This window comes from Roseobacter sp. HKCC-CH-9208 (assembly GCF_037805125.1).
In the GTDB taxonomy this organism is placed as follows: Bacteria; Pseudomonadota; Alphaproteobacteria; order Rhodobacterales; family Rhodobacteraceae; genus M30B80.
In genome coordinates this window covers 386989-411895 of sequence record NZ_JBBLYK010000001.1, presented here as the reverse complement: position 1 = coordinate 411895, position 24907 = coordinate 386989, and the positions used below count along the sequence as shown (strand labels likewise).

At 57.6% G+C, this 24907-nt stretch carries 23 protein-coding genes; 6 read left to right on the top strand and 17 right to left on the bottom strand.

The window, feature by feature from the left end; translation table 11 throughout:
* Nucleotides 1-83 precede the first annotated feature (83 nt).
* From fghA to gap (AAC621_RS02040), 6 genes are all read right to left on the bottom strand, one after another.
* Nucleotides 84-908, bottom strand: coding sequence for an S-formylglutathione hydrolase (gene fghA, locus AAC621_RS02065; protein WP_340251718.1), 825 nt, complete (start codon nucleotides 906-908; stop codon nucleotides 84-86).
* Complete coding sequence (locus AAC621_RS02060; RefSeq protein WP_340251715.1) at nucleotides 908-2038, bottom strand: S-(hydroxymethyl)glutathione dehydrogenase/class III alcohol dehydrogenase; 1131 nt, start codon at nucleotides 2036-2038, stop codon at nucleotides 908-910. Before AAC621_RS02060 ends, fghA begins: the two co-directional genes overlap by 1 nt.
* Before the next feature lie 98 nt (nucleotides 2039-2136).
* Nucleotides 2137-2436: an FtsB family cell division protein gene (locus tag AAC621_RS02055; RefSeq protein WP_340251712.1), complete on the bottom strand. Its 300-nt coding sequence runs from the start codon at nucleotides 2434-2436 to the stop codon at nucleotides 2137-2139.
* Between the two features lie 146 nt (nucleotides 2437-2582).
* Complete coding sequence (locus tag AAC621_RS02050; RefSeq protein ID WP_340251709.1) at nucleotides 2583-3761, bottom strand: phosphoglycerate kinase; 1179 nt, start codon at nucleotides 3759-3761, stop codon at nucleotides 2583-2585.
* 111 nt (nucleotides 3762-3872) lie between these two features.
* Nucleotides 3873-4874 (bottom strand): type I glyceraldehyde-3-phosphate dehydrogenase, encoded by a 1002-nt coding sequence (gene gap / locus AAC621_RS02045; protein WP_340251706.1) that lies wholly within the window; start codon nucleotides 4872-4874, stop codon nucleotides 3873-3875.
* 479 nt (nucleotides 4875-5353) lie between these two features.
* Entirely contained in the window at nucleotides 5354-6358 is a 1005-nt protein-coding gene (gap, locus tag AAC621_RS02040) for a type I glyceraldehyde-3-phosphate dehydrogenase (protein ID WP_340251703.1), read from the bottom strand.
* Between the two features lie 186 nt (nucleotides 6359-6544).
* Between gap (AAC621_RS02040) and AAC621_RS02035 the strand changes: the two genes are divergently transcribed.
* Complete coding sequence (locus AAC621_RS02035; protein ID WP_340251700.1) at nucleotides 6545-7489, top strand: DUF808 domain-containing protein; 945 nt, start codon at nucleotides 6545-6547, stop codon at nucleotides 7487-7489.
* Between the two features lie 41 nt (nucleotides 7490-7530).
* On the opposite strand, the gene tkt is transcribed toward AAC621_RS02035, so the two are convergent.
* Nucleotides 7531-9546 (bottom strand): transketolase, encoded by a 2016-nt coding sequence (tkt, locus tag AAC621_RS02030; RefSeq protein WP_340251697.1) that lies wholly within the window; start codon nucleotides 9544-9546, stop codon nucleotides 7531-7533.
* Between the two features lie 291 nt (nucleotides 9547-9837).
* Here tkt and AAC621_RS02025 point away from each other — a divergent pair, with 291 nt between their 5' ends.
* Both AAC621_RS02025 and AAC621_RS02020 read left to right on the top strand, forming a co-directional pair.
* Nucleotides 9838-10572 carry a hypothetical protein gene (locus AAC621_RS02025; protein ID WP_340251694.1) on the top strand — a complete coding sequence of 245 codons (735 nt, stop codon included), beginning with the start codon at nucleotides 9838-9840 and terminating at the stop codon, nucleotides 10570-10572.
* Entirely contained in the window at nucleotides 10572-11075 is a 504-nt protein-coding gene (locus tag AAC621_RS02020) for a cell division protein ZapA (protein WP_340251692.1), read from the top strand. The genes AAC621_RS02025 and AAC621_RS02020 overlap by 1 nt, the downstream gene beginning before the upstream one ends.
* 14 nt (nucleotides 11076-11089) lie before the next feature.
* On the opposite strand, the gene AAC621_RS02015 is transcribed toward AAC621_RS02020, so the two are convergent.
* Nucleotides 11090-11752 carry an SDR family NAD(P)-dependent oxidoreductase gene (locus AAC621_RS02015; RefSeq protein ID WP_340251690.1) on the bottom strand — a complete coding sequence of 221 codons (663 nt, stop codon included), beginning with the start codon at nucleotides 11750-11752 and terminating at the stop codon, nucleotides 11090-11092.
* Nucleotides 11753-11918: 166 nt separating this feature from the next.
* Here AAC621_RS02015 and AAC621_RS02010 point away from each other — a divergent pair, with 166 nt between their 5' ends.
* Nucleotides 11919-12491, top strand: a complete 573-nt coding sequence (locus tag AAC621_RS02010; protein WP_340251688.1) for a biotin transporter BioY — start codon at nucleotides 11919-11921, stop codon at nucleotides 12489-12491.
* Between the two features lie 70 nt (nucleotides 12492-12561).
* On the opposite strand, the gene purF is transcribed toward AAC621_RS02010, so the two are convergent.
* From purF to pyrC, 9 genes are all read right to left on the bottom strand, one after another.
* The gene (gene purF, locus AAC621_RS02005; RefSeq protein WP_340251686.1) at nucleotides 12562-14067 is read right to left on the bottom strand and encodes an amidophosphoribosyltransferase; all 1506 of its coding nucleotides are present in this window, start codon (nucleotides 14065-14067) and stop codon (nucleotides 12562-12564) included.
* Nucleotides 14068-14240: 173 nt separating this feature from the next.
* The gene (locus AAC621_RS02000) at nucleotides 14241-14849 is read right to left on the bottom strand and encodes a CvpA family protein (RefSeq protein WP_340251684.1); all 609 of its coding nucleotides are present in this window, start codon (nucleotides 14847-14849) and stop codon (nucleotides 14241-14243) included.
* Between the two features lie 26 nt (nucleotides 14850-14875).
* Nucleotides 14876-16243 carry a DNA repair protein RadA gene (gene radA, locus AAC621_RS01995; RefSeq protein ID WP_340251682.1) on the bottom strand — a complete coding sequence of 456 codons (1368 nt, stop codon included), beginning with the start codon at nucleotides 16241-16243 and terminating at the stop codon, nucleotides 14876-14878.
* A 49-nt stretch (nucleotides 16244-16292) separates the two neighbouring features.
* A complete protein-coding gene (locus AAC621_RS01990; RefSeq protein ID WP_340251680.1) occupies nucleotides 16293-17039 on the bottom strand; it encodes an ABC transporter ATP-binding protein in 747 nt (248 codons plus the stop codon).
* Nucleotides 17036-17824 (bottom strand): MlaE family ABC transporter permease, encoded by a 789-nt coding sequence (locus AAC621_RS01985; RefSeq protein WP_340251678.1) that lies wholly within the window; start codon nucleotides 17822-17824, stop codon nucleotides 17036-17038. Before AAC621_RS01985 ends, AAC621_RS01990 begins: the two co-directional genes overlap by 4 nt.
* A 2-nt stretch (nucleotides 17825-17826) precedes the next feature.
* Entirely contained in the window at nucleotides 17827-18876 is a 1050-nt protein-coding gene (gene alr, locus AAC621_RS01980) for an alanine racemase (protein WP_340251676.1), read from the bottom strand.
* A gap of 90 nt (nucleotides 18877-18966) precedes the next feature.
* Complete coding sequence (locus tag AAC621_RS01975; RefSeq protein ID WP_340251674.1) at nucleotides 18967-20493, bottom strand: replicative DNA helicase; 1527 nt, start codon at nucleotides 20491-20493, stop codon at nucleotides 18967-18969.
* Between the two features lie 243 nt (nucleotides 20494-20736).
* Nucleotides 20737-21417, bottom strand: a complete 681-nt coding sequence (locus tag AAC621_RS01970; protein WP_340251672.1) for an orotate phosphoribosyltransferase — start codon at nucleotides 21415-21417, stop codon at nucleotides 20737-20739.
* A gap of 12 nt (nucleotides 21418-21429) precedes the next feature.
* Nucleotides 21430-22476 carry a dihydroorotase gene (gene pyrC / locus AAC621_RS01965; protein WP_340251670.1) on the bottom strand — a complete coding sequence of 349 codons (1047 nt, stop codon included), beginning with the start codon at nucleotides 22474-22476 and terminating at the stop codon, nucleotides 21430-21432.
* A gap of 212 nt (nucleotides 22477-22688) precedes the next feature.
* On the opposite strand from pyrC, the gene AAC621_RS01960 reads away from it, so the two are divergent.
* On the top strand, nucleotides 22689-23612 hold the full coding sequence (locus AAC621_RS01960) for an AAA family ATPase (RefSeq protein ID WP_340251668.1): 924 nt from the start codon (nucleotides 22689-22691) through the stop codon (nucleotides 23610-23612).
* A gap of 6 nt (nucleotides 23613-23618) precedes the next feature.
* Nucleotides 23619-24887: a vWA domain-containing protein gene (locus AAC621_RS01955; protein ID WP_340251666.1), complete on the top strand. Its 1269-nt coding sequence runs from the start codon at nucleotides 23619-23621 to the stop codon at nucleotides 24885-24887.
* Nucleotides 24888-24907: the final 20 nt, after the last annotated feature.

Genomic DNA, 24907 nt, shown 5'->3' with positions numbered 1-24907 from the left:
TTGAACTATTCTTTATCACAAAAGTCAGGGGAAAGGGTAGGGGGAATTCAGCCTAAGGGTTTTTGCGCAAATTTCTACTATTTTCACAGCCGTTCAGCATGCCAGCGAATGTGATCTTCGATCACGGAGGCCACAAAGAAATAGCTGTGATCATAGCCCTCATGCATCCGCATCACATGGGGCTGTGCACGTTCTGTCATGGCGTGGGCCAAACTGGCAGGGCGTAGTAGCTCAAGGAATTGATCTGCGCCGCCTTGGTCAATCAAGATGTCACTTGGATAGCCCTGCGTGGCCATCAAAAGACTTGCGTCATGCGCGGCCCATTGGCCCTGATCTGGCCCCAAATAAGCGGCAAGCTGCTTTTTCCCCCAATCTGATTGGGTCGGGTTGGCGATTGGTGCAAGGGCAGAAAGGCTTTTGAACCGATCAGGATAGGTCAAGGCAAGCGTCAGCGCCCCATGCCCGCCCATTGAATGGCCCGTGATGCCTGCGCGGGTGCCGTCAATGGGGAATTCCGCATCAATCAAGGCAGGAAATTCTTCTGCGATGTAATCCCACATCTTAAAATGTGCAGCCCAAGGGGCCTCGGTCGCATTGACATAGAACCCTGCGCCTTGGCCCAGATCATAGGCCTCGTCATTTGCAACGCCTTCGCCACGCGGGCTGGTGTCGGGAAAGACCACGGCAATGCCATACTCTGCCGCCCATGCTTGGGCGCCCGCTTTGGTCATGGCATTCTCATGTGTGCAGGTCAGACCTGACAGGTAATACAACACGGGCACAGGTCCGTCTTCGGCCTGCGGTGGAAGATAGACCGCAAAGGTCATTTCGCAGTTGCACGCATCTGACAGGTGTTTGGCGACAAGTTGCTTGCCGCCAAATGCACGATTTTCGCTGATCACCTGCATCAAAATTCTACCACTGCGCGGATGGATTTGCCCGCATGCATCAAATCAAACCCCTCATTGATTTGATCGAGTGTCAATTTATGGGTGATCATCGGATCAATTTCGATCTTACCATCCATATACCAATCGACAAATTTTGGCACATCTCTGCGCCCTTTCGCGCCGCCAAAGGCCGTGCCTTTCCAGACGCGCCCTGTCACAAGTTGGAAGGGTCGCGTGCTGATCTCGGCCCCTGCGGGGGCAACACCGATGATGACGGAAACACCCCACCCGCGGTGGCTGCATTCTAGTGCATCGCGCATCACTTTGACATTGCCTGTGGCGTCAAAGGAATAATCCACGCCACCGATCTGGTCATCGCCGCGCTTGGTGAGGTTTACAATCTCCTGCACAACGCTGCCTTCGATTTTTGACGGGTTGATGAAATGGGTCATGCCGAATTTGCGCGCCATCTCCTCTTTGCCATCATTGAGATCAACGCCGATGATCATATCTGCACCCGCCATGCGCAGGCCTTGAATGACGTTCAAGCCGATGCCGCCAAGGCCAAACACGGCGGCGGTTGACCCGATCTCGACCCCTGCGGTGTTGATCACCGCGCCAATACCCGTGGTCACGCCGCAGCCAATGTAGCAGATTTTGTCAAACGGCGCGTCATCGCGCACTTTGGCCAAGGCGATCTCGGGCAGCACTGTGTGATTGGCGAAGGTTGAGCAGCCCATATAGTGATAAATCGGCGTGCCATCGAGCATCTTAAACCGTGTTGTGCCATCAGGCATCAGCCCTTGACCTTGGGTGTTGCGAATGGCGGTGCACAGGTTGGTCTTGCCTGAGCGGCAGGATGCACATTGCCGACATTCAGGCGTATAGAGGGGGATCACATGATCACCAGGTTTCAGGGTGGTCACGCCTTCGCCCACCTCAACCACAATGCCTGCACCTTCATGGCCAAGAATAGCAGGGAAAATCCCCTCAGGGTCCGCGCCCGAGCGGGTAAATTCATCCGTATGACAAATGCCTGTGGCTTTGATTTCCACCAAGACCTCGCCCGCCTTCGGGCCGTCCAATTCGACCTCCATCACGGTCAATGGTTCGCCCGCTTTTAGGGCTACGGCTGCTTTGGTGCGCATGGTGATCTCCCCTGTTTTTATCCGATCTCGCCATAGTGTTAAGAAGCCCATCCCATAGGGGCAAGGCAGAATGCGGCGGTTGGGGGGGTTTTTTTGCCTTAACGCAGGACGATCTCATCCGCGCGCAGATAGCCGAGGATTTCGCGGGCTTGCTCATCCAGAAGGTCAAGGTCGAGGAACGTGTCGGACATGCGTTGTGTCAGGGTTTCAAGATGGGCCGTTTCAGCCTGCAACGCCGCCAATTCGAGACGCAGCTCATCGGCTTCCGCTTCGATTTGGATGCGCTCGAACAGGCCCGAGTCCCCTTGGATCGCGGCAAGCCCAAAATACCCACCGACCAAAATCAGCGTGATCTGAAGAACTGCCCCCGCAAGGGAAAGTTTGCGTGTCTTCGACATGCGTTACTGCCTCATCAATTCGGCATTCTTTGAATTTGTGCCGATATCGTGCGGGCAGATTCGCATATCCCAATCGAAAAGGGAATCCCCCTGATTCGATTTTTTTATATTTAGAGTCAGATATTTATAGCACTAAATTTAGGGGGTCAGATCCCCAGCGCCGCAACACCTGGGAGGGTTTTGCCCTCCATCCATTCAAGGAAGGCGCCGCCTGCGGTTGAGATATAGGTGAAATGCTCCGCCGCGCCCGATTTATTGAGGGCCGCGACCGTATCCCCGCCGCCTGCGACAGAAATCAGATGGCCTGTTTTGGTGGCCTGTGCCGCCGCTTGTGCGGCCGCGTTCGTGGCCGCGTCAAAGGGGCTAAGTTCAAAGGCGCCAAGCGGGCCGTTCCAGATCAAGGTTTTTGAAGTTTCAATCTGGGCAATGATGGCTGCCACGCTGTTCGGGCCTGCATCCAAAATCATCGCATCTTTGGGCACGGCCGTGCTTGCAACCACCTCATGCGTAGCACCCGATTTGAATTCGCGGGCAATGACCACATCGCTTGGCAAAATGATGGCGCAACCCGTGGTTTTTGCGTGATCCAAAATGTCGCGCGCCGTTTGCGCCAGATCATGTTCGCACAAAGACGCGCCGACATCATGGCCCTGTGCCGCCAAAAACGTATTGGCCATGCCGCCCCCGATTACGAGGCGATCCACCTTACCAACCAGATTGTGCAGAAGATCCAGCTTGGTCGAGACTTTTGCCCCGCCAACAACGGCCATAACAGGGCGGGCAGGGGTGCCAAGTGCGGCTTCCAATGCGGCCAATTCCGCAGCCATCAGGCGGCCCGCGCAAGAGGGCAGCAAATGCGCGACCCCTTCGGTTGAGGCATGCGCCCGATGCGCCGCTGAAAAAGCGTCATTGCAGTAAATGTCACCAAGCCCTGCAAGGAATTGCGCCATTTGCGGATCGTTTGCCTCCTCCATCGGGGAAAACCGAGTGTTCTCAACCAAGATCACAGCATACGTGGGGGTTGCCTCAATCGCGGCGCGGCTTGGGGTTTCGATGAAAATCACCTCATGCCCCAGTGCGGCCTCAAGGGCAGGCGTCAGTTGCGCTAGGCTCATTTCTGGAACGGGGCGCCCTTTCGGGCGGCCAAAATGGGCCAAAAGAACCACGCGGCCACCTTTCGCGCGGATGTCGCGGATCGTGGGGACGATCTTCTCAATCCGTGTCGCATCGGTGACGCGGCCATGTTCCATCGGTACGTTGATGTCGACACGGGTCAGCACCGTTTTGCCCGCAAGATCGAGATCATCCAAGGTGTTCCACGCCATTTGCGGCCTCCGATATTTGGGAAATACAGTCATCCTTGCGCTAGACTTTTCCAGCGCAAAGGTCAATTTTTTGGCAAAGAAAAAGGCGCGGTGTTCCGCGCCTTTTTGTCTTTAGATCAGTTTTCCTATCGCCACGGCCGTATCGGCCATGCGGTTTGAGAAGCCCCATTCGTTATCATACCAACTCAGAACGCGGCACATATTGCCATCCATCACTTTGGTCTGATCCAAATGGAAGATCGAGGAGCGGGGATCATGGTTAAAATCCATCGAGACATTGGGCTGATCCGTCACGCCCAAAATGCCCTTAAGCGGTCCATTGGCCGCCTTGATCACTGCCTCGTTGATTTCTTCAACTGATGTGGTGCGGGCCGCCTCAAAGGTCAGATCAACAACCGAGACATTCGGTGTCGGCACGCGGATTGCGACCCCGTCCAGCTTTCCATTCAATTCGGGCAAAACCAAACCAACGGCGCGCGCGGCCCCTGTTGAGGTTGGGATCATGCTCATCGCGGCGGCGCGGGCGCGATAGAGGTCCTTGTGCATCGTGTCCAAGGTCGGCTGATCGCCCGTGTAGCTGTGGATCGTTGTCATAAAGCCGCGCGAAATCCCGATGGCATTGTGGATCGCGAAGGCCACAGGGCTAAGGCAGTTCGTGGTGCAAGAGGCGTTCGAGACGATAATGTCATCCTTCGTCAATGTGCCGTGGTTGACCCCGTAAACGATGGTCTTATCCGCCCCTTTTGAGGGGGCCGAAACCAAGACACGCGAAGCCCCGTTTTCAAGATGCACGGCGGCCTTGTCGCGGTCGGTGAAAATGCCCGTGCATTCCAAGACGATATCAATGTGACCCCATGGCAATTCAGCGGGGTTGCGAATGGCGGTGACCTCAATTGGGCCGCGCCCCACGTCAATGGTCGTCTCGGTTGTTTTCACTTCGGCGGGAAAGCGGCCATGCACGCTGTCAAAACGCAAAAGATGCGCGTTGGTTTCAACAGGCCCCAGATCATTGATTGCGACCACCTCAATATCGGTGCGGCCCGACTCGATGATCGCGCGCAGCACGTTGCGTCCAATCCGACCAAACCCATTAATGGCAACTTTAACAGCCATAATCCCCTCCAGTGCGCCAAGCATGGCATTGTTAGCGGTAACATTTGCGGGTGGTATAGTCCCTTAGCCGCGAAAAGGAAAGGGGATCTCTAGCGCCAGAACGCCATTTTATCGAGGATATGGATCAAATGTTTGCACGCTGCTCTTCGGTCAGACGCTCATAGCCAGAGGCCTGTGCCGCCAAAGGCAGGGCGGTGGTCAGGGCCAGTGCTGCGACAAAGGTCGATGTTTTCATAAAAGACATGTGGATTTCCTTTCTGCTGTGGTGAACGGCCCACCTGTTTGTGGCGGCCTTGTGAGACAGGATTTGTGAGGAAATCGCCCCGATCGCCATTGGACGCGGGTTATAAATCGCAGAGTTCGATCTCTGGTTGGGGGCATTATAACTTGGGTTTAGGCCGTTCAGGGGATGAAAAAGCAAAAACCCTGCCATGCATCATGGCTGGGTTTTATAAAAAGTCGTGACCTAGGACGGGGGTTTAGGCGATCAGGCGCCCCATGGCAGCAGAGACATCCGCCATACGCGCCGAAAATCCCCATTCATTGTCATACCATGCCAAAACACGAACCGTGCGCCCACCGATGACCTTTGTCTGATCTGGCGCAAAAATCGAGCTATGCGTGGTGTGATTGAAATCAATCGAAACCTTGGGTTCTGGGTCATAGGCCAGGACGCTGCGCATATGGCCCTCGGCCGCATCGCGCATGATTTGGTTAACCTCCTCCACCGATGTATCGCGCCCCGCCTCAAAGGTCAGATCAACGCAAGATACATTCGGGGTTGGAACCCGCATGGCCGTGCCATCCAACCGACCTTCGAGTTCAGGCAGAACTTCTTTCAGCGCTTTTGCAGCGCCAGTTGATGTGGGGATCATCGCCATAGCGGCAGCACGCGCGCGGTAAAGATCGGAATGGCGGCGGTCTAGCATGGGCTGATCGCCCGTGTAGCTGTGGATCGTGGTCATGATCCCGCGCTCAATACCAATCGCCTCATTCAGCACTTTTGCCAAAGGGGCCAAGCAATTCGTGGTGCAAGACCCGTTCGAGACGACATGATGATCTTCGCGCAGATCGCGGTGGTTCACACCATAGACGATGGTTTTATCGGCTTGTTTCGCGGGGGCCGAGACCAAGACCCGCTTTGCGCCGCGGGTCAAATGGACTGCGGCCGCGTCACGATTGTTGAACTTGCCTGTGCATTCAAGAACGACATCGCAGCCCTCCCAATCCAACTCTTGTGGGTCGTAGGTGGAAAAGACTTTGATCGGGCCTTGGCCTAAATCCATTGTGTCCTCGGTCAGGCGCACCTCGCCGCCAAAACGGCCATGCACGCTGTCATATTTTAGAAGATGCGCATTGGTCTCAAGCGGGCCAGTCGCGTTGATTTTGACCACTTGCACATCGTTGCGTGCCGCCTCTGCGATATGGGCAAGGGTGCACCGCCCGATGCGGCCAAATCCATTGATGCCAAGGGTGATGGTCATGATCTTGTCTCCAATCCGATTTGCGCTCTTGCTTGACCGCATACAAAAGCCGCGCCCGATCCCCAAGGAAAAAATGACGAATTTTCATAATGTTAGCGAAAACATCCGATGTTAGCGCGAACGGTTGCGCGAACATGCTGTGCCGCTATGCTAGGGCGGCTGTTGGGTGCTAAAGGATTGGGGTGGATGAGCGGATTATTGGCGCTGTTGGATGATGTCGCGGCTTTGACCAAGGTTGCGGCGGCCTCCGTGGACGATATCGCGGCACAAGCAACCAAAGCGGGGGCAAAGGCCGCAGGCGCGGTGATTGATGACGCGGCCGTCACCCCCAAATATCTCACAGGGTTTTCGCCAGAGCGTGAATTGCCGATTGTCTGGAAGATCGCGCGCGGCTCGATTGTCAATAAATTGGTGATCCTTTTGCCTGTGGCGCTCCTGTTGTCGCAATTCGCCCCTTGGGCGATTCCGCCCCTGTTGATGATGGGGGGGGCTTATTTGTGTTATGAGGGGGCAGAAAAGATCCTTCATGCCTTTCGCCCGCATTCCGAGACGCGCGATCCTGCGGCAAGCGACCCCGCCCATTTAGAAGAGGCGCGTGTCAAAGGTGCGATCAAAACAGATTTCATCCTTTCCGCTGAAATCATGACCATCGCGCTCTCGGCGCTTGAGGCGCCAAGCCTGATTTATGCGGGTTTCGCGCTTGCCCTTGTGGCGATCGGCATCACCGCTTTGGTCTATGGGTCGGTCGCCCTGATTGTGAAGGCCGATGATGTGGGGCTGCATTTGGCGCATACCGACCGCGCGCCCGCCTTACAACGTCTGGGGCGGGGGATCGTGGCCGCGATGCCCAGCTTCCTGCTGTGGCTCACCCGAATTGGCACAGCGGCGATGCTGTGGGTGGGGGGCGCCATCCTTCTGCACGGGGCCGCGCAACTGGGCTGGCCCGCCCCAGAGGAGATGCTGCATCACCTCAGCCTTGCCGCAGCGGATGCTGTGGCCGCGGCCCACGGAGTGGTGGAGTGGGCGGTGTTCGCCCTTGGCGCAGGTATTTTGGGCTTGGGTGTCGGGGCCTGTTTGATCCCGCTCGTTGCGGTGATCCTGCCACTTTTTCCAAAGAAAAAGGGCGTGTAGGAGGCCCCCACACGCCCGATTTTGTTTCTTAGGTTCTGTGCTTAAAGGCGCGCTTTGGCCTCGGCCACGACCGCCTCTGCGGTGATCCCGAAATGCTCGTAGAGAACTTCAGCAGGGGCAGAAGCGCCAAAGCTGTTCATCCCAACAAAGCCCGCCTTGGCGTCACGACCACGCTCGCCCAACAACCAGCGATCCCAAGGCTGACGCACAGCGGCCTCAACCGCAATGCGCACGGGCCCTGCAGGTAGAACGCGCTTGCGATAGGCTTCGTCTTGCTCTGCAAAGAGTTCCATAGACGGCACCGAGACAACCCGTGTTCCGATACCTTCGGCCTGCAACTTGTCGCGGGCCGCCATGGCAATTTCGACTTCCGACCCTGTTGCCATCAAGATCACCTGACGCTTGCCTTCGGCCTCGGCCAAAACATAGGCCCCTTGGGCGGCCAAATTGCGCGAGACATGTTTTCTGCGCAACGTGGGCAGGTTTTGACGGGTCAGGGCCAACACGCTGGGGCGGTTTGGTTGCGACAGCGCGATTTCCCAACATTCCGCGGTTTCCACCGCATCGGCAGGGCGCATCACAAGGCAATTTGGCGTGGCGCGCATCATGGCGAGATGCTCAACAGGTTGGTGGGTTGGGCCATCCTCGCCAACGCCGATGCTGTCATGGGTCATCACATAGACCACGTTAATCCCCATCAAAGCGGAAAGTCGCATCGAGGGGCGCGCGTAATCGGTAAAGGTAAAGAATGTCCCGCCATACGGGCGCACGCCCCCATGCAGCGCCATACCGTTCATCGCTGCCGCCATGCCATGCTCGCGGATGCCGTAATGGACATAGCGCCCTTTGCGGTTCTCGGGGGTGAAAATCCCCATATCGCCCGTTTTGGTATTGTTCGACCCCGTCAAATCCGCAGAGCCGCCCAAGGTTTCCTTCATGATCGGGTTGATCACGGCAAGGGCCATTTCACTGGCCTTGCGGGTCGCCACTTTGGGCGCCTCATCCGCGAGGGATTTTTTATAGCGGCGCAGCGCATTGCCCAATTTCGCGGGAACCTCGCCTGCAAAGGCGCGGGTAAACTCGGCCTGTTTGGCGGCGGGCAGGGCGGCAAGACGGGCTTCCCATTGGTCGCGCGCGGTGGCGCCTTTTGCGCCGACAGCTTCCCACCAGTTTTTGAGATCGGCAGGGATTTCAAAGGCCCCATGCGTCCAGCCATAGGCGGCCTTCGTATCAGCCACCACTTTTGGGTCGGTCAATGCGCCGTGGCCCTTGGGGGTGTCCTGCGCGGCAGAGCCGATTGCGATATGGGTTTTGCAGGCCACCATTGCGGGGCGCGGGCTTGCCTTGGCGGCCGTGATCGCGCGGTCGATATCGGCGGCATCATGGCCGTCACAGTCAAACACATCCCACCCTGCGGCGGCAAAGCGGGCGCGTTGATCCACACGGCAGGCCATATCGACTGTGCCATCGATGGTGATGTTATTGTCATCCCAAAGCACAATCAGGCGGCTGAGTTCATGACGTCCCGCAAGACCGATAGCTTCTTGGCTGATGCCCTCCATCAGGCAGCCATCGCCCGCGATGCAATAGGTGTAGTGATCCATAATCTTTGCGCCCCATGTGGCGCGCAGATGTTCCTCGGCCATGGCAAAGCCAACCGCGTTGGAAATCCCTTGCCCCAAAGGGCCTGTGGTCGTCTCAACCCCTTCGACATGGCCAAATTCAGGATGGCCCGCTGTGATGGCGCCCAACTGACGGAAATTCTTGATCTGCTCCAATGTCATCTGCTTGTAACCTGTGAGATATAGCAGCGCATAGATCAGCATCGAGCCATGGCCCGCCGACAGAATAAAGCGGTCGCGATTTGGCCAGTTCGGGGCCGATGCGTCAAAGGAGAGGTGCTTGTCAAACAGCACGGTCGCAACATCCGCCATCCCCATCGGCATACCAGAATGGCCCGAATTCGCGGCGGCCACCCCGTCAAGGGCAAGCGTGCGGATACAGGCGGCGCGGCGCCAATGGTCAGGATTGCGGGCGGCAAGTGCAGAAAGATCCATATCAATGTCCTAGAAGAGGGCTGCGGGAGTGCTTGTGGGAGCGTTAACGCGGACGGGTTTAGCAGGGCGTGACCAAAGTTCAAGCCCGAAGCCCACGCCCAAGTGCTGTCGGCCGCTAGAGACGCAAGGGTTGCCTTAGATCAAGAAATCCTGCCAAACTCCCGAAATTGGATCATAATGTGTCGCAGGGGGTCAGATTCGGTCCGCGCGATCTGACATGGTCTGCGTGATACGACTGCCGCGTAAATGTTTCATGAGGCGATCCAAACGCCCGCAATTGGGGGAGGCAAAATGAGCGATCCTTTGGCCATTGAGAAAGTCGATCAGCTTGAGGCCCGCCTGTCAGCTGCGCTTGCGCGGATTGATGCGGCGATGGGAAAGGCCCGCGCCCCTGCAAACAGCACCACGTCCTCGGATGAACTGTCTGATCTGCGCGAGGAATTGGCGCTAGAGCAGCGTACGCGATTGGATCTGGCGGCACGGCTTAAGGCAATGGAGGCTCAGGCGCAGGGCAGCACGGATGGCGCTGAATTGCGGGCCACTGAGGCCGAGGCTGCGCGGGATGCGCTCAAGGCCGAATTGGCAGCAGCCCGTGCCGAGGTTGAGCAGCTGAAATCTGACCTTGCCCAATCTACCACCCAAGCCGAGGCCGTATCTGATGCCGCCCCAATACCCGAAGCCACGGGCGAGAGTGAGGTGCAAATCCTGCGGATGCGCGCTGCGCGCTTGCGCGAAGAACGCAACGAGGCCCGCGATGAGCGTGATGCCGCGTGCGATGCGCTTGAGGATCGCGGCGCTCAGATGACGGACAGCACATTGGGCGAATTGCGCGCAACAATCGCGAGGTTGCAAGAGACCTTGGAAGAGTTGCGCGAGGCGCCCGAAGGAAATGTTGATCGCGAATTGCTGCAATCTGGTCTTTTGGCGGAAATTCGTGCGTTCAAGGCGCAGCGCGCCGCCGATGCCCAAGAACTGGCGCAGATTTTGGCCGAGATTGATACTGTGACCGAAGAAGGGGGCGCGTAATGCCTGATGTAACGATTACCATCGGTGGCCGTAATTTCCCAGTCGCCTGCCAAGAGGGCGAGGAACCCCTTCTCAAAGCGGCGGCGCAAATGTTGGACACCGAGGCCTCTGTGGTCTCGGGTCAGATTGGTCGGTTGCCTGCGGAACGGATGTTGCTGATGGCGGGTCTGCTTTTGGCCGATAAAACCCTTGCCAAAACCGATGAGCTTGAGGCCGCGCAAACCAAAATCAAGGCGATGGAAGAGACGCTGGCCAAAGCCGAGGATCTTTTGCGCAAATCGCAGATGAAAATCGCGGATCTTGAAGCCGCGAAACCGCCTGCAGAGGTGGCGGTCATCCCTGCGCAAGTGGTGGATGGGTTGGCCGAGCTTGCCGCCCGCGCCGAGGCCTTGGCAGATCGTATCGAAGAAATGCCTGAGGTTGAAGCGCCCCGCCCCACGCCTGTTGCCCCCAAGGCCAAAGCGGCTGCGGTCGAGGACGAAGAAGATGACGATAAAGATTAGCTGACTTTCGGCTTTTAGCCGAAGATCGGTTGCAACAGCCGTTCGGCTTCGCCACTGGGCTTTGCCAACCCCTCCCGATCTTCTCCAGGATAAAACCGTGCGCGCAACGCGGTTGGCATGGGCTTTGGGTGTAACAGATGCACGTTCGGCCCGTGCTTTTCCGTCTCGGATTGCCAGTTTTGCACCAAGGCGCGGGTGGCGGCCTTGCTCATGCCATACGTGCCTGCGAATTTCGCGTCCCATGTGTCGTCAAAGAACACGGCATGCGGGTCGTCAGACGGCTCAATCAATGGCGCGATCATGGTGATCAAACGCGATACTGCGCGAATATTGGTGCCAATGGCCCGATCAAGGTCTTTTTCCGTGATATGCGGGGCAGGGGTCAGCGCGGTTGCGTGAAAGGCCGCATGCACCCAAATATCGGCGCGCCCCCACCGATCAAAAATTGAACGGCACAAATGCGCCATTGCAGCATCGGTGGTAATATCCATAGGGGCAAGCGTGGCTTGCCCGCCTTTGGCTTGGATGCGGTCATCCAATTCTTCCAAAGCGCCCGTGGTGCGGGCAACGGCAACGACATGAGCGCCGCGAGCGGCCAACCATTCCGCCGAGGCTGCCCCAATTCCGCGCGATGCCCCTGTGACAAGGGCGATTTTACCTGACAAAATCTTTTCCATGCCTCCCACATGGGATGAAAGCAGCGATTTGGCAAGCAGGGTTTTTTGCCGCGCCTGATTTGCGGTGGCTGTGGGTAATTTGCGTGCTCTTTGCTTGACTTTGCCGTGCTGCAAGCGGAAAACAGCTTAAACGCGAATTCTCCAGAACCTTTGAGGAGCCCGATTCATGAGCCGTTCTGACTTTCTAACCAAATCCCTGACCACCCCCACAAGCCTTGCGCAAAAAGCGGCATTGGTCTTGGCGGGCTCGCTTGTGATTGCAATTGCGGCGCAAATCTCGGTGCCGATGTTCCCTGTTCCTATGACGCTGCAAACCTTAGCAATCCTGACCGTTGCTTTCGCCTTGGGCGCGCGTTTGGGCGTTGCGGCGCTTGTGGCCTATTTGGTTGAGGGCGCGATGGGTCTGCCTGTTTTCGCCAATGGCGGTGCAGGTCTGGCCTATATGTTTGGGCCGACCGGTGGCTTCCTTCTGGGGTTTGTTGTGATGGCTTATATCGCGGGCTTGGCTGCGGATCGTGGCATGGCGCGTAAGCCAATCCTTGGCTTTGCTGCGGCACTGGTTGCTTCGGCCGCGATTTATGTGCCCGGCCTTGCATGGCCTGCCTTGGTCATGGGGGTTGAGCCTTCAACCTTGCTCTCTGGTTGGATGGCGCCCTTCATCGCGGGTGATGTGGTCAAGGCGCTTTTGGCCGCTTTGATTGTGGCGGGTGCGTTTAACTTGCGCAAAGCGATCCGCTGATCTGCATGAAAGATCTAAAGAAAAAGGCCGCTCCTCGGAGCGGCCTTTTTCTTTTGTGCCATGGTGCCGCTTATTCAGCAGCGGCGGGTTCGTTCATGGCAAAACCTTTGGCGATTTGGTCTGTGGGGCGCACAGGATATTCGCCTGAGAAACAGGCATCGCAATAGGTGGGGTTTTTGGGGTCACGGCCCTTGGCCTCACCCACGGCGCGATAAAGCCCATCAAGCGAGATAAAGCGCAGGCTGTCCACACCCAGATGGGCGCGCATTTCTTCGGCGCTCATCGTAGCCGCAAGAAGCTTGTCGCGCTGTGGCGTGTCCACCCCGTAAAAACAAGGCCATGCTGTAGGCGGAGAGGCGATGCGGAAATGCACCTCGGCCGCGCCTGCGTCCAAAATCATTTCTTTGATCTTTTGCGAGGTGGTGCCGCGCACAACGCTGTCATCCACCAAGATCACCCGCTTGCCTTCAATCAAGGCGCGGTTGATGTTCAGCTTAAGACGCACACCCATATTGCGGATCTGTTCGGTGGGTTCGATAAAGGTGCGGCCCATATATTGGTTGCGGATGATCCCCATGCCAAACGGGATGCCGCTTTCATGGGCAAACCCGATGGCCGCAGGCGTGCCACTATCGGGCACAGGGCAGACGAGATCTGCCTCAACAGGGGCTTCGCGCGCCAACTCCACACCAATCTGGCGACGCGTTTCATACACTGACCGCCCGCCCAAAATACTATCGGGGCGCGAGAAATAGACATGTTCGAAGATGCAAAAGCGCGATTTGCGCTGCTCGAAGGGCATATAGCTTTCGATGCCCTGCGCGGTGATGACGACCATCTCACCGGGCTTGATCTCGCGCACGAATTCGGCGCCGATGATATCAAGCGCACAGGTTTCGGAGGAAAGTGCGTAACCATCGCCGATCTTGCCCAACACCAAGGGGCGCACCCCAAGCGGGTCGCGCACACCCATCAATTTTGTGCGCGTCATGGCCACAACCGAAAACGCGCCCTCTACGCGGCGCAGCGCGTCTTTCATACGCTCGGGGATATTTTTCTGATAGCTGCGCGCCATCAGGTGAATGATGCACTCACTGTCCGATGAGGATTGGAAGATCGACCCGCGTTCAATCAATTCGCGGCGCAGTTCATCGGCGTTGACGATATTCCCATTATGCGCAATCGCGGCCCCACCCATGGCGAATTCGCCAAAAAAGGGCTGCACATCACGGATTGCCGTATTGCCCTTATTGCCTGCCGTGGAATAACGCACATGGCCGATGGCAAGCGCACCGGGCAGCGTGTCCATAACGCTGGCATTGGTGAAATTATCGCGCACATACCCGAAACGGCGGGCCGAGTTGAACCCTTCTGCAGGGTTATAGCTGACGATCCCACCCGCCTCTTGGCCGCGATGTTGCAGCGCGTGCAGGCCAAGGGCCACAAAATTCGCGGCATCTGCCACACCGATCACACCGAAGACGCCGCATTCTTCACGCAGCTTATCATCAGAGAGGGGATCAAAGGGATGGGCGGGGAAATCTGCGGTGCGCGGGGACGCGAAATTGCTGGGCATCGGCGGGCTCCTGCCTGCGATCATAGCCGAAAGCTACGGAAATGGGCGAGTCGGTTGCACGCCTTACCTAGGACAAAGGCGCGGCGCTGTCACCTGTTAGCTGTCATGAATGCGTCACAATCTGCGCTCGAAATTCACGTATAATTTTACAGCCACGCCGCGCGGACATGCACTTACGCTGCGGGCACGGATAGGAGTGCGCGCGCGCTTTGCGCGTCGCCTGCGGCAGGGGCCACGCATCCTGCGGTCAGCCCCTCATAGCGACCAATCAACCAACCCGGCGCATCGCTTGGGATTTCGCTGTCGATCTGCGTGGTCAGCGAGGCAAAGATTTGTGCGGTTTGGCTGTTCACGACTGCCGCCGCAGGATCGCTGCCGGCCAGTCGGTCATAGGCGACCAAGGCCACCGCCACCAAGGCCACACCGCGCAGCACGCCAAAGAAGAGACCCGCGCCCGCATCAAACCCGCCCAGTTTGGTTTTCTGGATGAATGAGGAAAACAGCGGCGAGAAGAGCGAGACAACGATCAGCGTCACAGCAAAGGCTGCCGAAAAGCCCAAGATCATGCCCAATTCGCAACTGTCATCGACATATGGCCCGATATAGGGGATTTCCGAGATCAGCGGGCGCACTTCTGGCGCGGCCCAATAGGCCACGATGGCCGCGGCGATCCAGCCCAAGATTGACATGACCTCACGCACAAAGCCGCGCGAATAGGCCAAGATGGCCGAGATGAAAATCACCCCGCCTGCAATGCCGTCAATCATCGTGAACCCATCCATCGCCCGCTCCCTAACTTATTTTGGCGCTAGCCCGCGCCGAATATATCGCCCACAAATCGCGTCATATCCGCCATTTGCATCAGCTTAACACCCCCGACCGAGCCAAAATTGCAGCCCTCTGGCGCGATCACAGTCGAGAAACCAAGTTTTTGCGCTTCTTTCAACCTGTTTTCCGCCTGTGCCACGGGCCGAAGCGCGCCAGATAGGCTTAATTCGCCAAAAATCACCGACCCTTGTGGCAGCGCCGCATCTTCGCGCGCGCTCAGCAAGGCGGCGGCAACCGCCAGATCAGCTGCAGGTTCACTGATCCGCAACCCGCCTGCGATGTTGAGATAAACATCAAGCCCCGCAAAGGCGATCCCCACACGGGCCTCAAGCACCGCCAAGATCATGGCAAGCCGTGCGCTGTCCCAACCCACAACCGCACGGCGGGGTTGACCAAGCGGGGAGGGGGCGACCAAGGCTTGGATTTCGACCAAGACGGGTCTTGTGCCCTCAATGCCTGCAAAGACCGCCGATCCAGGTGAGGTGGTTTCATTCTCTGAAAGAAAGAGAGCAGAAGGGTTCGCAACCTCGGAAAGGCCCGCGCCTGTCATCTCGAAAACACCAATCTCACCCGCAGGGCCAAAGCGATTTTTGACCGAGCGCAGAATGCGGAATTGGTGCCCGCGTTCGCCCTCAAAATAAAGGACGCAATCGACCATATGTTCGACCACGCGCGGCCCTGCAATTTGGCCATCTTTGGTGACATGACCCACCAAGATCACGCTCACCCCACGCCGTTTGGCGAAGGTAACCAATTCATGTGCCGCGGCGCGCACTTGGCTGACAGATCCAGGAGCGCTGTCGACTGTGTCAAGCCACATGGTTTGGATGGAATCGATGATCACAAAATCGGGGCGGGTTTCGTCCAAAGTGGTCAGAATATCACGCAAATTGGTTTCCGCAGCCAAGGCCATCGGGGCTGCGCCCAAACCCAGACGTTGCGCGCGCATGCGCACCTGTGCGCTGGCCTCCTCGCCTGAGACATAAACAACCGACAGGCCCTTGGCCGCGAAACTGGCCGCAGCCTGCAACAATAGGGTTGATTTCCCGATACCCGGATCCCCCCCCAAGAGCAGGGCAGAGGCAGGCACAAGCCCGCCCCCAAGAACACGATCCAATTCCGCCAAGCCTGAAGGGTGGCGCGGTGGCGGGGCCTCTTGGCTGGCCAAATCCATGAGCGCCATTTTGCGCCCTTTGCCTGCACCCAAGCCCGATTTGGCGGGGCCTGCCGAAAGCGGGGCCTCCTCAACAATCATGTTCCATTCGCCACAGCCATCGCAACGCCCGATCCATTTTTTGTGAACCGTGCCGCATTGGCCGCAGATGAATTGGGTTATAGGTTTTGCCATGGCACAGGATTAGCGCGGGTCGCGCGCTTTGGCCAGAGTATGCTGCGCCTTAGCGCACCGCTTCAATCGGGCCATCGGCCGAGCCTGTGATAAACTGCCGCAAATAGGGGTCATCGGCGCTATCCATATCGGCCACGGGACCTGTCCATTGGATCACCCCGTCATGCAGCATGGCGATTTTATCGGCAATCGCGCGCACGGAGGACATATCATGGGTGATGGTCATGGCGGTTGCGCCCATCTCAACCACGATTTCGCGGATCAAATCATTGATCACGCCCGACATGATCGGATCAAGCCCTGTGGTTGGCTCGTCAAAAAAGATAATTTCAGGGTCCGCCGCAATGGCGCGGGCGAGGCCTACGCGCTTTTGCATGCCCCCTGACAATTCAGACGGGTAAAGGTCAGCGACATCGGGCTTCAGCCCCACTCGGCGCAATTTTTCAATCGCGATCTCGCGCGCCTCTGATTTTGGCCGCTTAAGATGGCCACGCATCAGACGAAAGGCCACGTTCTGCCATACGGGCAGACTGTCAAACAGAGCGGCACCTTGGAACAGCATCCCAAAGCGCGCCAAAAACGGGTCACGCGCGGCGCGGGTGACGTCCTCGCCATCAAGCAGGATCATCCCACTGTCATGGCGCACAAGGCCCAAAACTGATTTCAGCAAAACCGATTTGCCCGTGCCAGAGCCGCCAATAATGACTATGCTTTCGCCTTTGGGAACCTCAAGGTTCACGCCGCGCAAGACCTGCTTGGGGCCAAAGGATTTATGAACATCGGACAGGGTAATCATGCGCTGAAAAACACCTCTGTCAGAATGTAGTTTGACGCCAAGATCAGGATAGAAGCCGAGACCACCGCATTGGTTGTGGCGCGGCCCACACCGGCGGCCCCTTTGCCTGAATTCATCCCATGATAGCAGCCCATCATGGCGACAATAAAGCCAAACACCGCGCCCTTGATCATGCCCGAGATGACATCCCAAGGTTCCAGAAAATCAACAGTGTTCTGAATGTAATTTGCCGCGTTGAACCCAAGCCGCGTTGTTCCCACCAAATAGCCGCCGAAAATCCCGATACTGTCCCCAATCGCCACCAAAAGGGGCAAAGACAGGGTTGCGGCCAAGACCCGGGGTAGGGTCAGATATTTGAGCGGGTTGGTCGAAAGCGTGACCAATGCATCAATCTGTTCGGTCACTTTCATCGTGCCAATCTCGGCGGCAATCGCAGCCGCCACGCGGCCCGCAACCATGAGGCCACCCAAAACAGGCCCAAGTTCGCGCACCATGCCAATGGCCACAATCGAGGGCACAACCGCCTCGGCATTAAATCGCGCGCCGCCCGAATAGATTTGCAGCGCCAAGGCCCCGCCCGTAAACAGGGCGGTCAGTCCGACCACAGGCAGAGATAAAAACCCAATTTGCATCAGTTGGATCAGGAACTCGCGCGGGTAAAATGGCGGACGAAACAGGTGCGAGACAGTCGCGCCTGCATAGATGCTGACGCGCCCCACACCCGCCAACAGTTCCATAACCGAGCGGCCAATCGTGGCAAGCGGTGCAAGAATGATTGCAGCCATCCCTAACCCCCTTGATAGTGACGCTGATAGCGCGCGCCAAGCGAGGTGAGGATTTCATAGCCGATCGTGCCCGCATGATCCGCCAGTTGATCCACGCCTTGTGCGGGGCAGAGGATGTCTAAGTGATCTGGCACATCTGACCCAAGCCCACTGACATCCACCCCCATCAAATCCATCGACACGCGCCCCGCAAGGGGGCAGGGCGTGTCACCTGCATAGACTGCGGCTTTGCCCGTCATCGCGCGGATCAACCCATCGGCATATCCTGCGGCCACGGTTGCGATCTGGCGGGGGCTGTTGGGGCGATAGCCCGCGCCATAGCCCACAAACTCGCCCAGCTCGACTTGCCGCACTTGGACGACAGGCAGGGAGAGACGCACCACGGGGATCGCATCCGCAAAGGGCAGCCCGCCATAAAGCCCGATTCCAGGTCGTGTGAGATCAAAATGATAAGCCTCACCCAAAAGAACGCCGCCCGTAGCAGAGAGGGAACGGGGGTGATGCGTGCCATCGGTCATGGCGCGAAAATTAGCCAATTGCGCAGGATTTTCTTGATGATCAGGCTCATCAGCGCAGGCCAGATGGCTCATGATCAACTGGCAGGGCCCGCGCTCGGCCTCATCGCGCAAGGCGGCCCAATCAGCCGCCTCCATGCCAAGGCGGTTCATGCCTGTATCAAGCTGAATTCCATAGGGCAGGTCGCCCGCATCGCGGTGGCAGCGGAATTGATCGGCCGAATTCAGAAGCGGGATCAAATTGTGATCCCGCAACAGCGCGCCATCACCCGCCATATGACCCGAAAAGACGAAAATGCAGGCGTGCGGGAAACCCGCCTCCGTGAGGGCGGCACGCAGTGCCGCGCCCTCTTCGGCAATTGCCACAAAGAATGTGTCAGCGCCTGCGCGGGCCAAGGCAGGGGCCACGCGCCCTGCACCCAAGCCATAGCTGTCTGCCTTCACCACCGCGGCCGTTTTCGCGTTGGTCAGGCCGTCAAGGGCGTGCCAATTGGCGACAATCGCGCCCAGATCAATATGAAGCTTTCCAGATGCCATGCGCCTTCTGTCCCGTTTTCATCGGAACCCGTCAAGGGGCAAGGCGGGTTTTGCCCGAAATTCCAACGGATCATGGCACGAATGCGCGCCTTAGTTGAACCCGTCCGCGCCTTGCTGCCATGGTTTGACGAGATTGCCAAATTTGGTGAAGCGCCCCTCAAAGCTCAGCTCAACCGTGCCAACAGGCCCGTGACGCTGCTTGCCGATGATCACCTCGGCCTTGCCATGAAGCGCGTCCATGTCCTGCTGCCATTTTGCCATGGCCTCGAGATTTTCTTCGCCGGGCTTTTCGCGCTCTTTGTAATATTCGCCGCGATAGACGAACATCACCACATCGGCATCTTGCTCGATTGATCCAGATTCCCGAAGGTCTGACAATTGGGGGCGCTTATCATCGCGGTTTTCGACCTGACGCGACAGCTGCGACAGCGCGATCACAGGGATATCCAATTCCTTCGCAATCGCCTTGAGGCCTTGGGTGATTTCCGAAATTTCATTCACGCGGTTTTCATTGCGGCCATTGCCCCGCAACAATTGCAAATAGTCGATGATCAACAAATCCAACCCCTGCGGGCTGCGCTTGAGGCGGCGCGCGCGGGCGGCAACCTGAGCAATCGGCAGCGCAGGGGTGTCGTCAATATATAGCGGGCAATTTTGCAAATCCTGCGCCGCGATCAGATAGCGTTGGAATTCTTGCTCGTTCAAGTCGCCTTTGCGGATCAGTTCCGATGGCACCTCGGCCGCCTCTGACAGAACCCGCTGCGCCAATTGCGCGGCAGACATCTCAAGGCTGAAAAAACCGACCACGCCGCCATCAATCGTGCCCTCTGTGCCGTCATCCTTGAGACCCCGCTTAAAGGCACGCGCCACGTTAAAGGCGATATTGGTGGCAAGCGAGGTTTTCCCCATCGAGGGGCGCCCCGCAAGGATCAAAAGGTCAGAATGGTGCAAACCGCCCAACATCTTATCCAGATCAGCCAAGCCCGTAGAAAGGCCCGCCAAACCGCCCGACCGATTATAGGCTGCATTGGCCATTTCCACCGCATCATGCAGCGCGCGCAAGAATGATTGAAACCCGCGTGAGGTGCTGCCCGTTGAGGCTAGTTGGAACAAATCGGACTCGGCCTGAACGATCTGCTCATCGGGCGAGACATCTTCGCGCATCGATTGCGCGCGATCTGAAATGGATTTGCCCAAATCAATCAGATTGCGGCGCACAGCCAGATCATGGATCAGCTGGGCGTAGTCACGCGCGGCCGATGTGGCGATGGCCGAAAGCTGCAATTTCAACAGATATTCGGCCCCCCCAAGGGCGCGCAGACCTTCATGTTCGGCCATAAAGTTTTTCAAGGTGGTGGCGTCTGTTTGCTGCCCCTTCAGGATGCGCGCCCGTGCAACTTCGAAAATAGCGCCATGCACGGGGTCATAGAAATGCGCAGGTTCAATCAGGTCTTGCAGGCGATCAATGACGTCATTTGACGCCAAAATCGCGCCCAATAATTGCTGTTCGGCTTCGATGTTATGCGGCAGAGGGGAGAGGGCGGTTGCGTCCGTGTCGGGATCAACATCGCCTGACTTGCGCAATGCTTTGGCATTGAGATTGGCTATCTCGCTCATGATTACTCCCCCGACAAATCACACCCTACCTGCGGTATGCTGCGTATGACGCAGCGTCAATCTGGATATCCTGTGGATATGTTGATCCCCGATAATACCCCCAAGATATGGGTGGCCCCTTTGCAAACCTTACCACATAAGGCAAGGCGGCCGGAATTTTTTTCGGGCCTTTGCTTTGCTTGATGGATCGGGCAACGGGGGTCGCGTCAATTCTGGGCCGTATTAGGACCTGTGCTATGGGGCTTAGGCGAATCCCCGCGCGGCGCGCCATCCTTCGGGGTCGCGCAGGAAATGTTCGACCTGCTCAAGCGTGTTTGCGTCAAAGTCGTTGCCTGTGCGTGCCTCGGCAATCACATCGGCCCAAGTGCATAGCCAATGCAATTCAACCCCGTGCTCCCGCAACCGCGGGATCGTGTCCTCGAAAATGCCGTAATAGAACACAACCGCCGTGTGAGCACAGCTTGCGCCTGTCTCGCGGATTGCATCCACAAAGCTCAGCTTCGAGCCACCATCCGTGGTCAAATCTTCCACTAAGAGCACGCGGTCACCTGCATCCATTGCCCCCTCGATACGGGCGTTTTTGCCATACCCTTTGGGCTTTTTGCGCACATAGCTCATGGGGAGGGCCATACGCTCCGCCACGAATGCGGCAAAAGGAATGCCTGCCGTCTCGCCGCCTGCGATATTGTTAAAGGCCTCAAGCCCCGCATTGCGCATGACTGTGCAGGTCAGAAAATCCATCAATGTGGCGCGCACGCGCGGGAAGGAAATAATCCGCCGACAGTCAATATAGGTGGGCGCACGTTTGCCTGAGGCATGGGTATAGGGCTCGTCCGCGTTGAAATGCACCGCGCCAATATCCAGCAACATCCGTGCTGACATTTTCGCAATCTGCGCCTGATCGGGATAGCTTGTTGGGATCATGGCATGGCTCCTTTATTGGTCGAGAACCCGCCAAAACAGCGGATGGCCTGGGTCAAAGACAGTGACAGGCCCATCTGCTGTCTCGATTTTCGCGGGATAGGTCACAGGGGTGTCTTCCTTGACCAAGGTGATCGTCGTGTCATTCGGGGCCAGACCATAGCGCGCTGGGCCAAATAGCGAGGCGAAGCCCTCAAGTTTACCAAGCGCGCCTTCTTCCTCGAACACATGGGCGAGGCAGCCCATGGTGTTGGTTGCGGTGAAACATCCCGCACAGCCACAGGCGCTTTCTTTATTAGGGTCGGTATGGGGGGCGCTGTCCGTGCCAAGGAAGAAGCGCGGATTTCCCGAAATGGCGGCTTTGCGCAGCGCCTCTTGATGGGTCGCGCGTTTGGCCACGGGCAGGCAGTAGTAATGCGGCTTGATCCCGCCCACCAAGATGTGATTGCGGTTGATCATCAGGTGATGCGTTGTGATGGTGGCCGCAATATCGCCGCTTGCTTCGCGCACATAGTCGATCCCATCGCTTGTGGTGACATGTTCAAGCGTCACTTTGAGTTCAGGAATATCACGGCGCAGCGGGTCAAGAACCGTGTCTAGAAACACTTTTTCGCGGTCGAAAATATCGACATCATGGCGCGTGACCTCGCCATGGATGCACAGAGGCAGGCCAATCTCCGCCATCTTTTCCAAAACGGCGCGCACATTGGCGATGTCGCGCACGCCTGAGGCGGAGTTTGTGGTCGCCCCTGCAGGGTAAAGCTTCACCGCCGTGATCAGCCCTGCCGCATGCGCAGAGGCCAGATCGTTGGGATCTGTGCCTTCGGTTAGGTACAATGTCATCAATGGCGTGAAGGTCATGCCATCGGGCAGGGCCGCCAAAATACGGTCGCGATAGGCGCGGGCATCGTCCCCCGTGACCACGGGCGGCACAAGGTTTGGCATGATGATTGAGCGACCAAAATGGCGGGCGGTTTCGGGCAATACGGCGCGCAACATCGCACCATCGCGCAGGTGCAAATGCCAATCATCAGGGCGGCGAAGGGTCAGGGTGTATGTCATGCCCCTTGCGCTACAAAATTCCCGCAGCCTTGCCAAGAGCTAAGCGCGCTATCGGTGGGGGTACATCCTGCTGCTCTAGCTGCTGCTTCTTTTGTGTCGGTAACCTTTTGAGATCCTAGCAGCCGAGCAGGGCGAAACAAAAGGATTTTGCACAGGCTTGACCGCAGGCTATTCTCTGGCGTTGATAGGGGCGACACATTGCGGGAGGCAGCATGCGCGGGTCATCACACCAAACGGCAATTCCCCCATCAATTGATGCATTGCGCACAGGGTTAAGCGCTGAAGGTTATATCTGCGGCAAATCGTTGGGCACGGTTGCCTATCTTGCCCTCAGCCTCGGGCGGCCGTTGTTTCTGGAAGGCGAGGCGGGTACAGGGAAAACAGAAATTGCCAAATCTATTGCCGCAATGTTGGGCCGCCGCCTGATCCGTCTGCAATGCTATGAGGGGCTTGATGCGGCCTCTGCCGTCTATGAATGGAATTTTGCCGCACAGATGGTTACCATCCGCGCAAGCGAGGCAGTGGGTAGTGCAGATCGCGCAAGCTTGACCGCTGACTTGTTCTCGCAAGATTATTTGATCGAACGGCCATTGTTGCAAGCCATGCGCCCTCATCCCGAAGGCGCGCCTGTTTTGCTGATTGACGAGATTGACCGAACAGATGAACCTTTTGAGGCGTTCCTCCTTGAGGCGCTGTCAGATTTTCAGGTCACAATCCCCGAGCTTGGCCAGATCAAAGCCCCAGAGCCGCCCATCGTCATCTTGACATCAAACCGCACCCGCGAGGTGCATGATGCACTAAAACGGCGGTGCCTCTATCATTGGGTCGACTATCCCGACATCACCCGCGAGATGGCGATTTTGCGCGCCCGTGTGCCACAGGCGGCAGATACACTCTCGCGCGAGGTCGTGGCCTTTGTGCAGCGCCTACGCAGCGAAGATCTATTCAAAAAGCCAGGTGTCGCAGAAACAATTGATTGGGCGAAATGTCTGCTTGCGCTTGATGTGATCGAATTATCGCCTGAGGTGATTGCAGATACGCTTGGCGCGATTTTGAAATATCAAGACGATATCGCGCGGCTGCAAGGGTCTGAGGCCAAGCGTATCTTGGACGAAATCCGCGCCGATTTGGGCTAGGGCGCTATGGAATACGCCCCTCTTGACCTGCCCGACAATCCGCAGCTTTTGCGCAACCTTGCGCATTTTGCGCGCGCCTTGCGCGTGGCGGGGCTGCCTGCGGGGTCAGGGCGTGTGATGGATGCGGCGCGCGCCTTGGCCAGTGTTGGTTTTACGGATCGGGATACGTTTTTCTATGCAACGCGTGCCTGTTTTTGCACGCGGCCCGAACATTTGCCAATTTTTGCGCAGATCTTCCGCCTCTATTGGCGAGACCCGCGTTATATGGAGCATATGATGTCCTTGATGCTGCCCGCTATTCACGGCGTGGCGGAGGAACGCCAAGCCAAACCAGCCGAAAAGCGCGCCGCAGAAAGTTTGCTGGACGGAATCACGCCTGAGGCCCATGACATAATAGGCGAAGATCGCCCTCAGGACACGGAAATCGAAATTGACGCAAGCTTAACGATGAGCCGTGAAGAACGCTTGCGCAGTCTTGATTTTGAACAAATGTCCGTGGCTGAAATGGCCGAGGCGCGGCGCATTTTGGCGCGGTTGACCCTGCCTGTGCCACCGCTATTGACCCGACGCTATGCCGCAGATGCCAATGGCACACAGCCCGATTGGCGCAGAAGCCTCCGCCAAGCCATGCGCTACGGGGGCGAAATGCAAGGCTTCGCGCGCAAGGCGCGGCGCGAAAGGATGCCTGCCTTGATTTGTCTTTGCGATATCTCAGGGTCGATGTCAGCCTATAGCCGGGCGGTTTTGCATTTTCTGCACGCGCTCTCAAACGCGAAAGGGGCGGGTTGGTCAAAGGTCTATGGGTTCACCTTTGGAACGCGGCTCACCAATATCACCCGCCACTTGCGTGGGCGCGATGTGGATGCGGCGCTGGCCGCTGCGGGGGCGGAGGCGCAAGATTGGGAGGGCGGCACGCGCATTGGGTATTGCATCGACCGCTTTAACCGCGATTGGTCGCGCCGTGTAATGGGGCAGGGCGCGATTGTTCTTTTGATCACCGATGGTCTGGATCGGGATGATCCCGAACTGTTATCGAGCGCGATGCAGCGTCTTAGCCTGTCGTCTAAGCGGCTGATCTGGATTAACCCGCTTTTGCGTTGGGAGGGGTTTGCGCCAAAGGCTGCAGGCATTCGTGCCATTTTGCCTCATGTTGATATGTTCCGCGCGGGACACAATATCGCAGCATTGCAGGGCTTGGCCGAGGCGCTGAATGCGCGCGGGGATTTCAACGAAAAAGCACGGCTTGCGCGGATGCTATCCGATGCGGCAAGCTAAAGTGGAATGGGAGGGGTCAT

Coding starts and splice junctions, on each gene's coding strand:
- gap (WP_340251703.1), bottom strand. CDS start 6,358: ATGACCATCACCCTTGGCATCAATGGATTTGGCCGCATCGGGCGGTGC.
- AAC621_RS02055 (WP_340251712.1), bottom strand. CDS start 2,436: ATGTCGAAGACACGCAAACTTTCCCTTGCGGGGGCAGTTCTTCAGATC.
- tkt (WP_340251697.1), bottom strand. CDS start 9,546: ATGGATCTTTCTGCACTTGCCGCCCGCAATCCTGACCATTGGCGCCGC.
- radA (WP_340251682.1), bottom strand. CDS start 16,243: ATGGCAAAACCTATAACCCAATTCATCTGCGGCCAATGCGGCACGGTT.
- AAC621_RS01955 (WP_340251666.1), top strand. CDS start 23,619: ATGGAATACGCCCCTCTTGACCTGCCCGACAATCCGCAGCTTTTGCGC.
- gap (WP_340251706.1), bottom strand. CDS start 4,874: ATGGCTGTTAAAGTTGCCATTAATGGGTTTGGTCGGATTGGACGCAAC.
- AAC621_RS02000 (WP_340251684.1), bottom strand. CDS start 14,849: ATGGATGGGTTCACGATGATTGACGGCATTGCAGGCGGGGTGATTTTC.
- AAC621_RS02035 (WP_340251700.1), top strand. CDS start 6,545: ATGAGCGGATTATTGGCGCTGTTGGATGATGTCGCGGCTTTGACCAAG.
- fghA (WP_340251718.1), bottom strand. CDS start 908: ATGCAGGTGATCAGCGAAAATCGTGCATTTGGCGGCAAGCAACTTGTC.
- AAC621_RS02020 (WP_340251692.1), top strand. CDS start 10,572: ATGCCTGATGTAACGATTACCATCGGTGGCCGTAATTTCCCAGTCGCC.
- purF (WP_340251686.1), bottom strand. CDS start 14,067: ATGCCCAGCAATTTCGCGTCCCCGCGCACCGCAGATTTCCCCGCCCAT.
- AAC621_RS01960 (WP_340251668.1), top strand. CDS start 22,689: ATGCGCGGGTCATCACACCAAACGGCAATTCCCCCATCAATTGATGCA.
- AAC621_RS02010 (WP_340251688.1), top strand. CDS start 11,919: ATGAGCCGTTCTGACTTTCTAACCAAATCCCTGACCACCCCCACAAGC.
- pyrC (WP_340251670.1), bottom strand. CDS start 22,476: ATGACATACACCCTGACCCTTCGCCGCCCTGATGATTGGCATTTGCAC.
- AAC621_RS01990 (WP_340251680.1), bottom strand. CDS start 17,039: ATGATTACCCTGTCCGATGTTCATAAATCCTTTGGCCCCAAGCAGGTC.
- AAC621_RS02050 (WP_340251709.1), bottom strand. CDS start 3,761: ATGGCGTGGAACACCTTGGATGATCTCGATCTTGCGGGCAAAACGGTG.
- AAC621_RS01970 (WP_340251672.1), bottom strand. CDS start 21,417: ATGATCCCAACAAGCTATCCCGATCAGGCGCAGATTGCGAAAATGTCA.
- AAC621_RS01975 (WP_340251674.1), bottom strand. CDS start 20,493: ATGAGCGAGATAGCCAATCTCAATGCCAAAGCATTGCGCAAGTCAGGC.
- AAC621_RS02060 (WP_340251715.1), bottom strand. CDS start 2,038: ATGCGCACCAAAGCAGCCGTAGCCCTAAAAGCGGGCGAACCATTGACC.
- AAC621_RS01985 (WP_340251678.1), bottom strand. CDS start 17,824: ATGGCTGCAATCATTCTTGCACCGCTTGCCACGATTGGCCGCTCGGTT.
- AAC621_RS02025 (WP_340251694.1), top strand. CDS start 9,838: ATGAGCGATCCTTTGGCCATTGAGAAAGTCGATCAGCTTGAGGCCCGC.
- alr (WP_340251676.1), bottom strand. CDS start 18,876: ATGGCATCTGGAAAGCTTCATATTGATCTGGGCGCGATTGTCGCCAAT.
- AAC621_RS02015 (WP_340251690.1), bottom strand. CDS start 11,752: ATGGAAAAGATTTTGTCAGGTAAAATCGCCCTTGTCACAGGGGCATCG.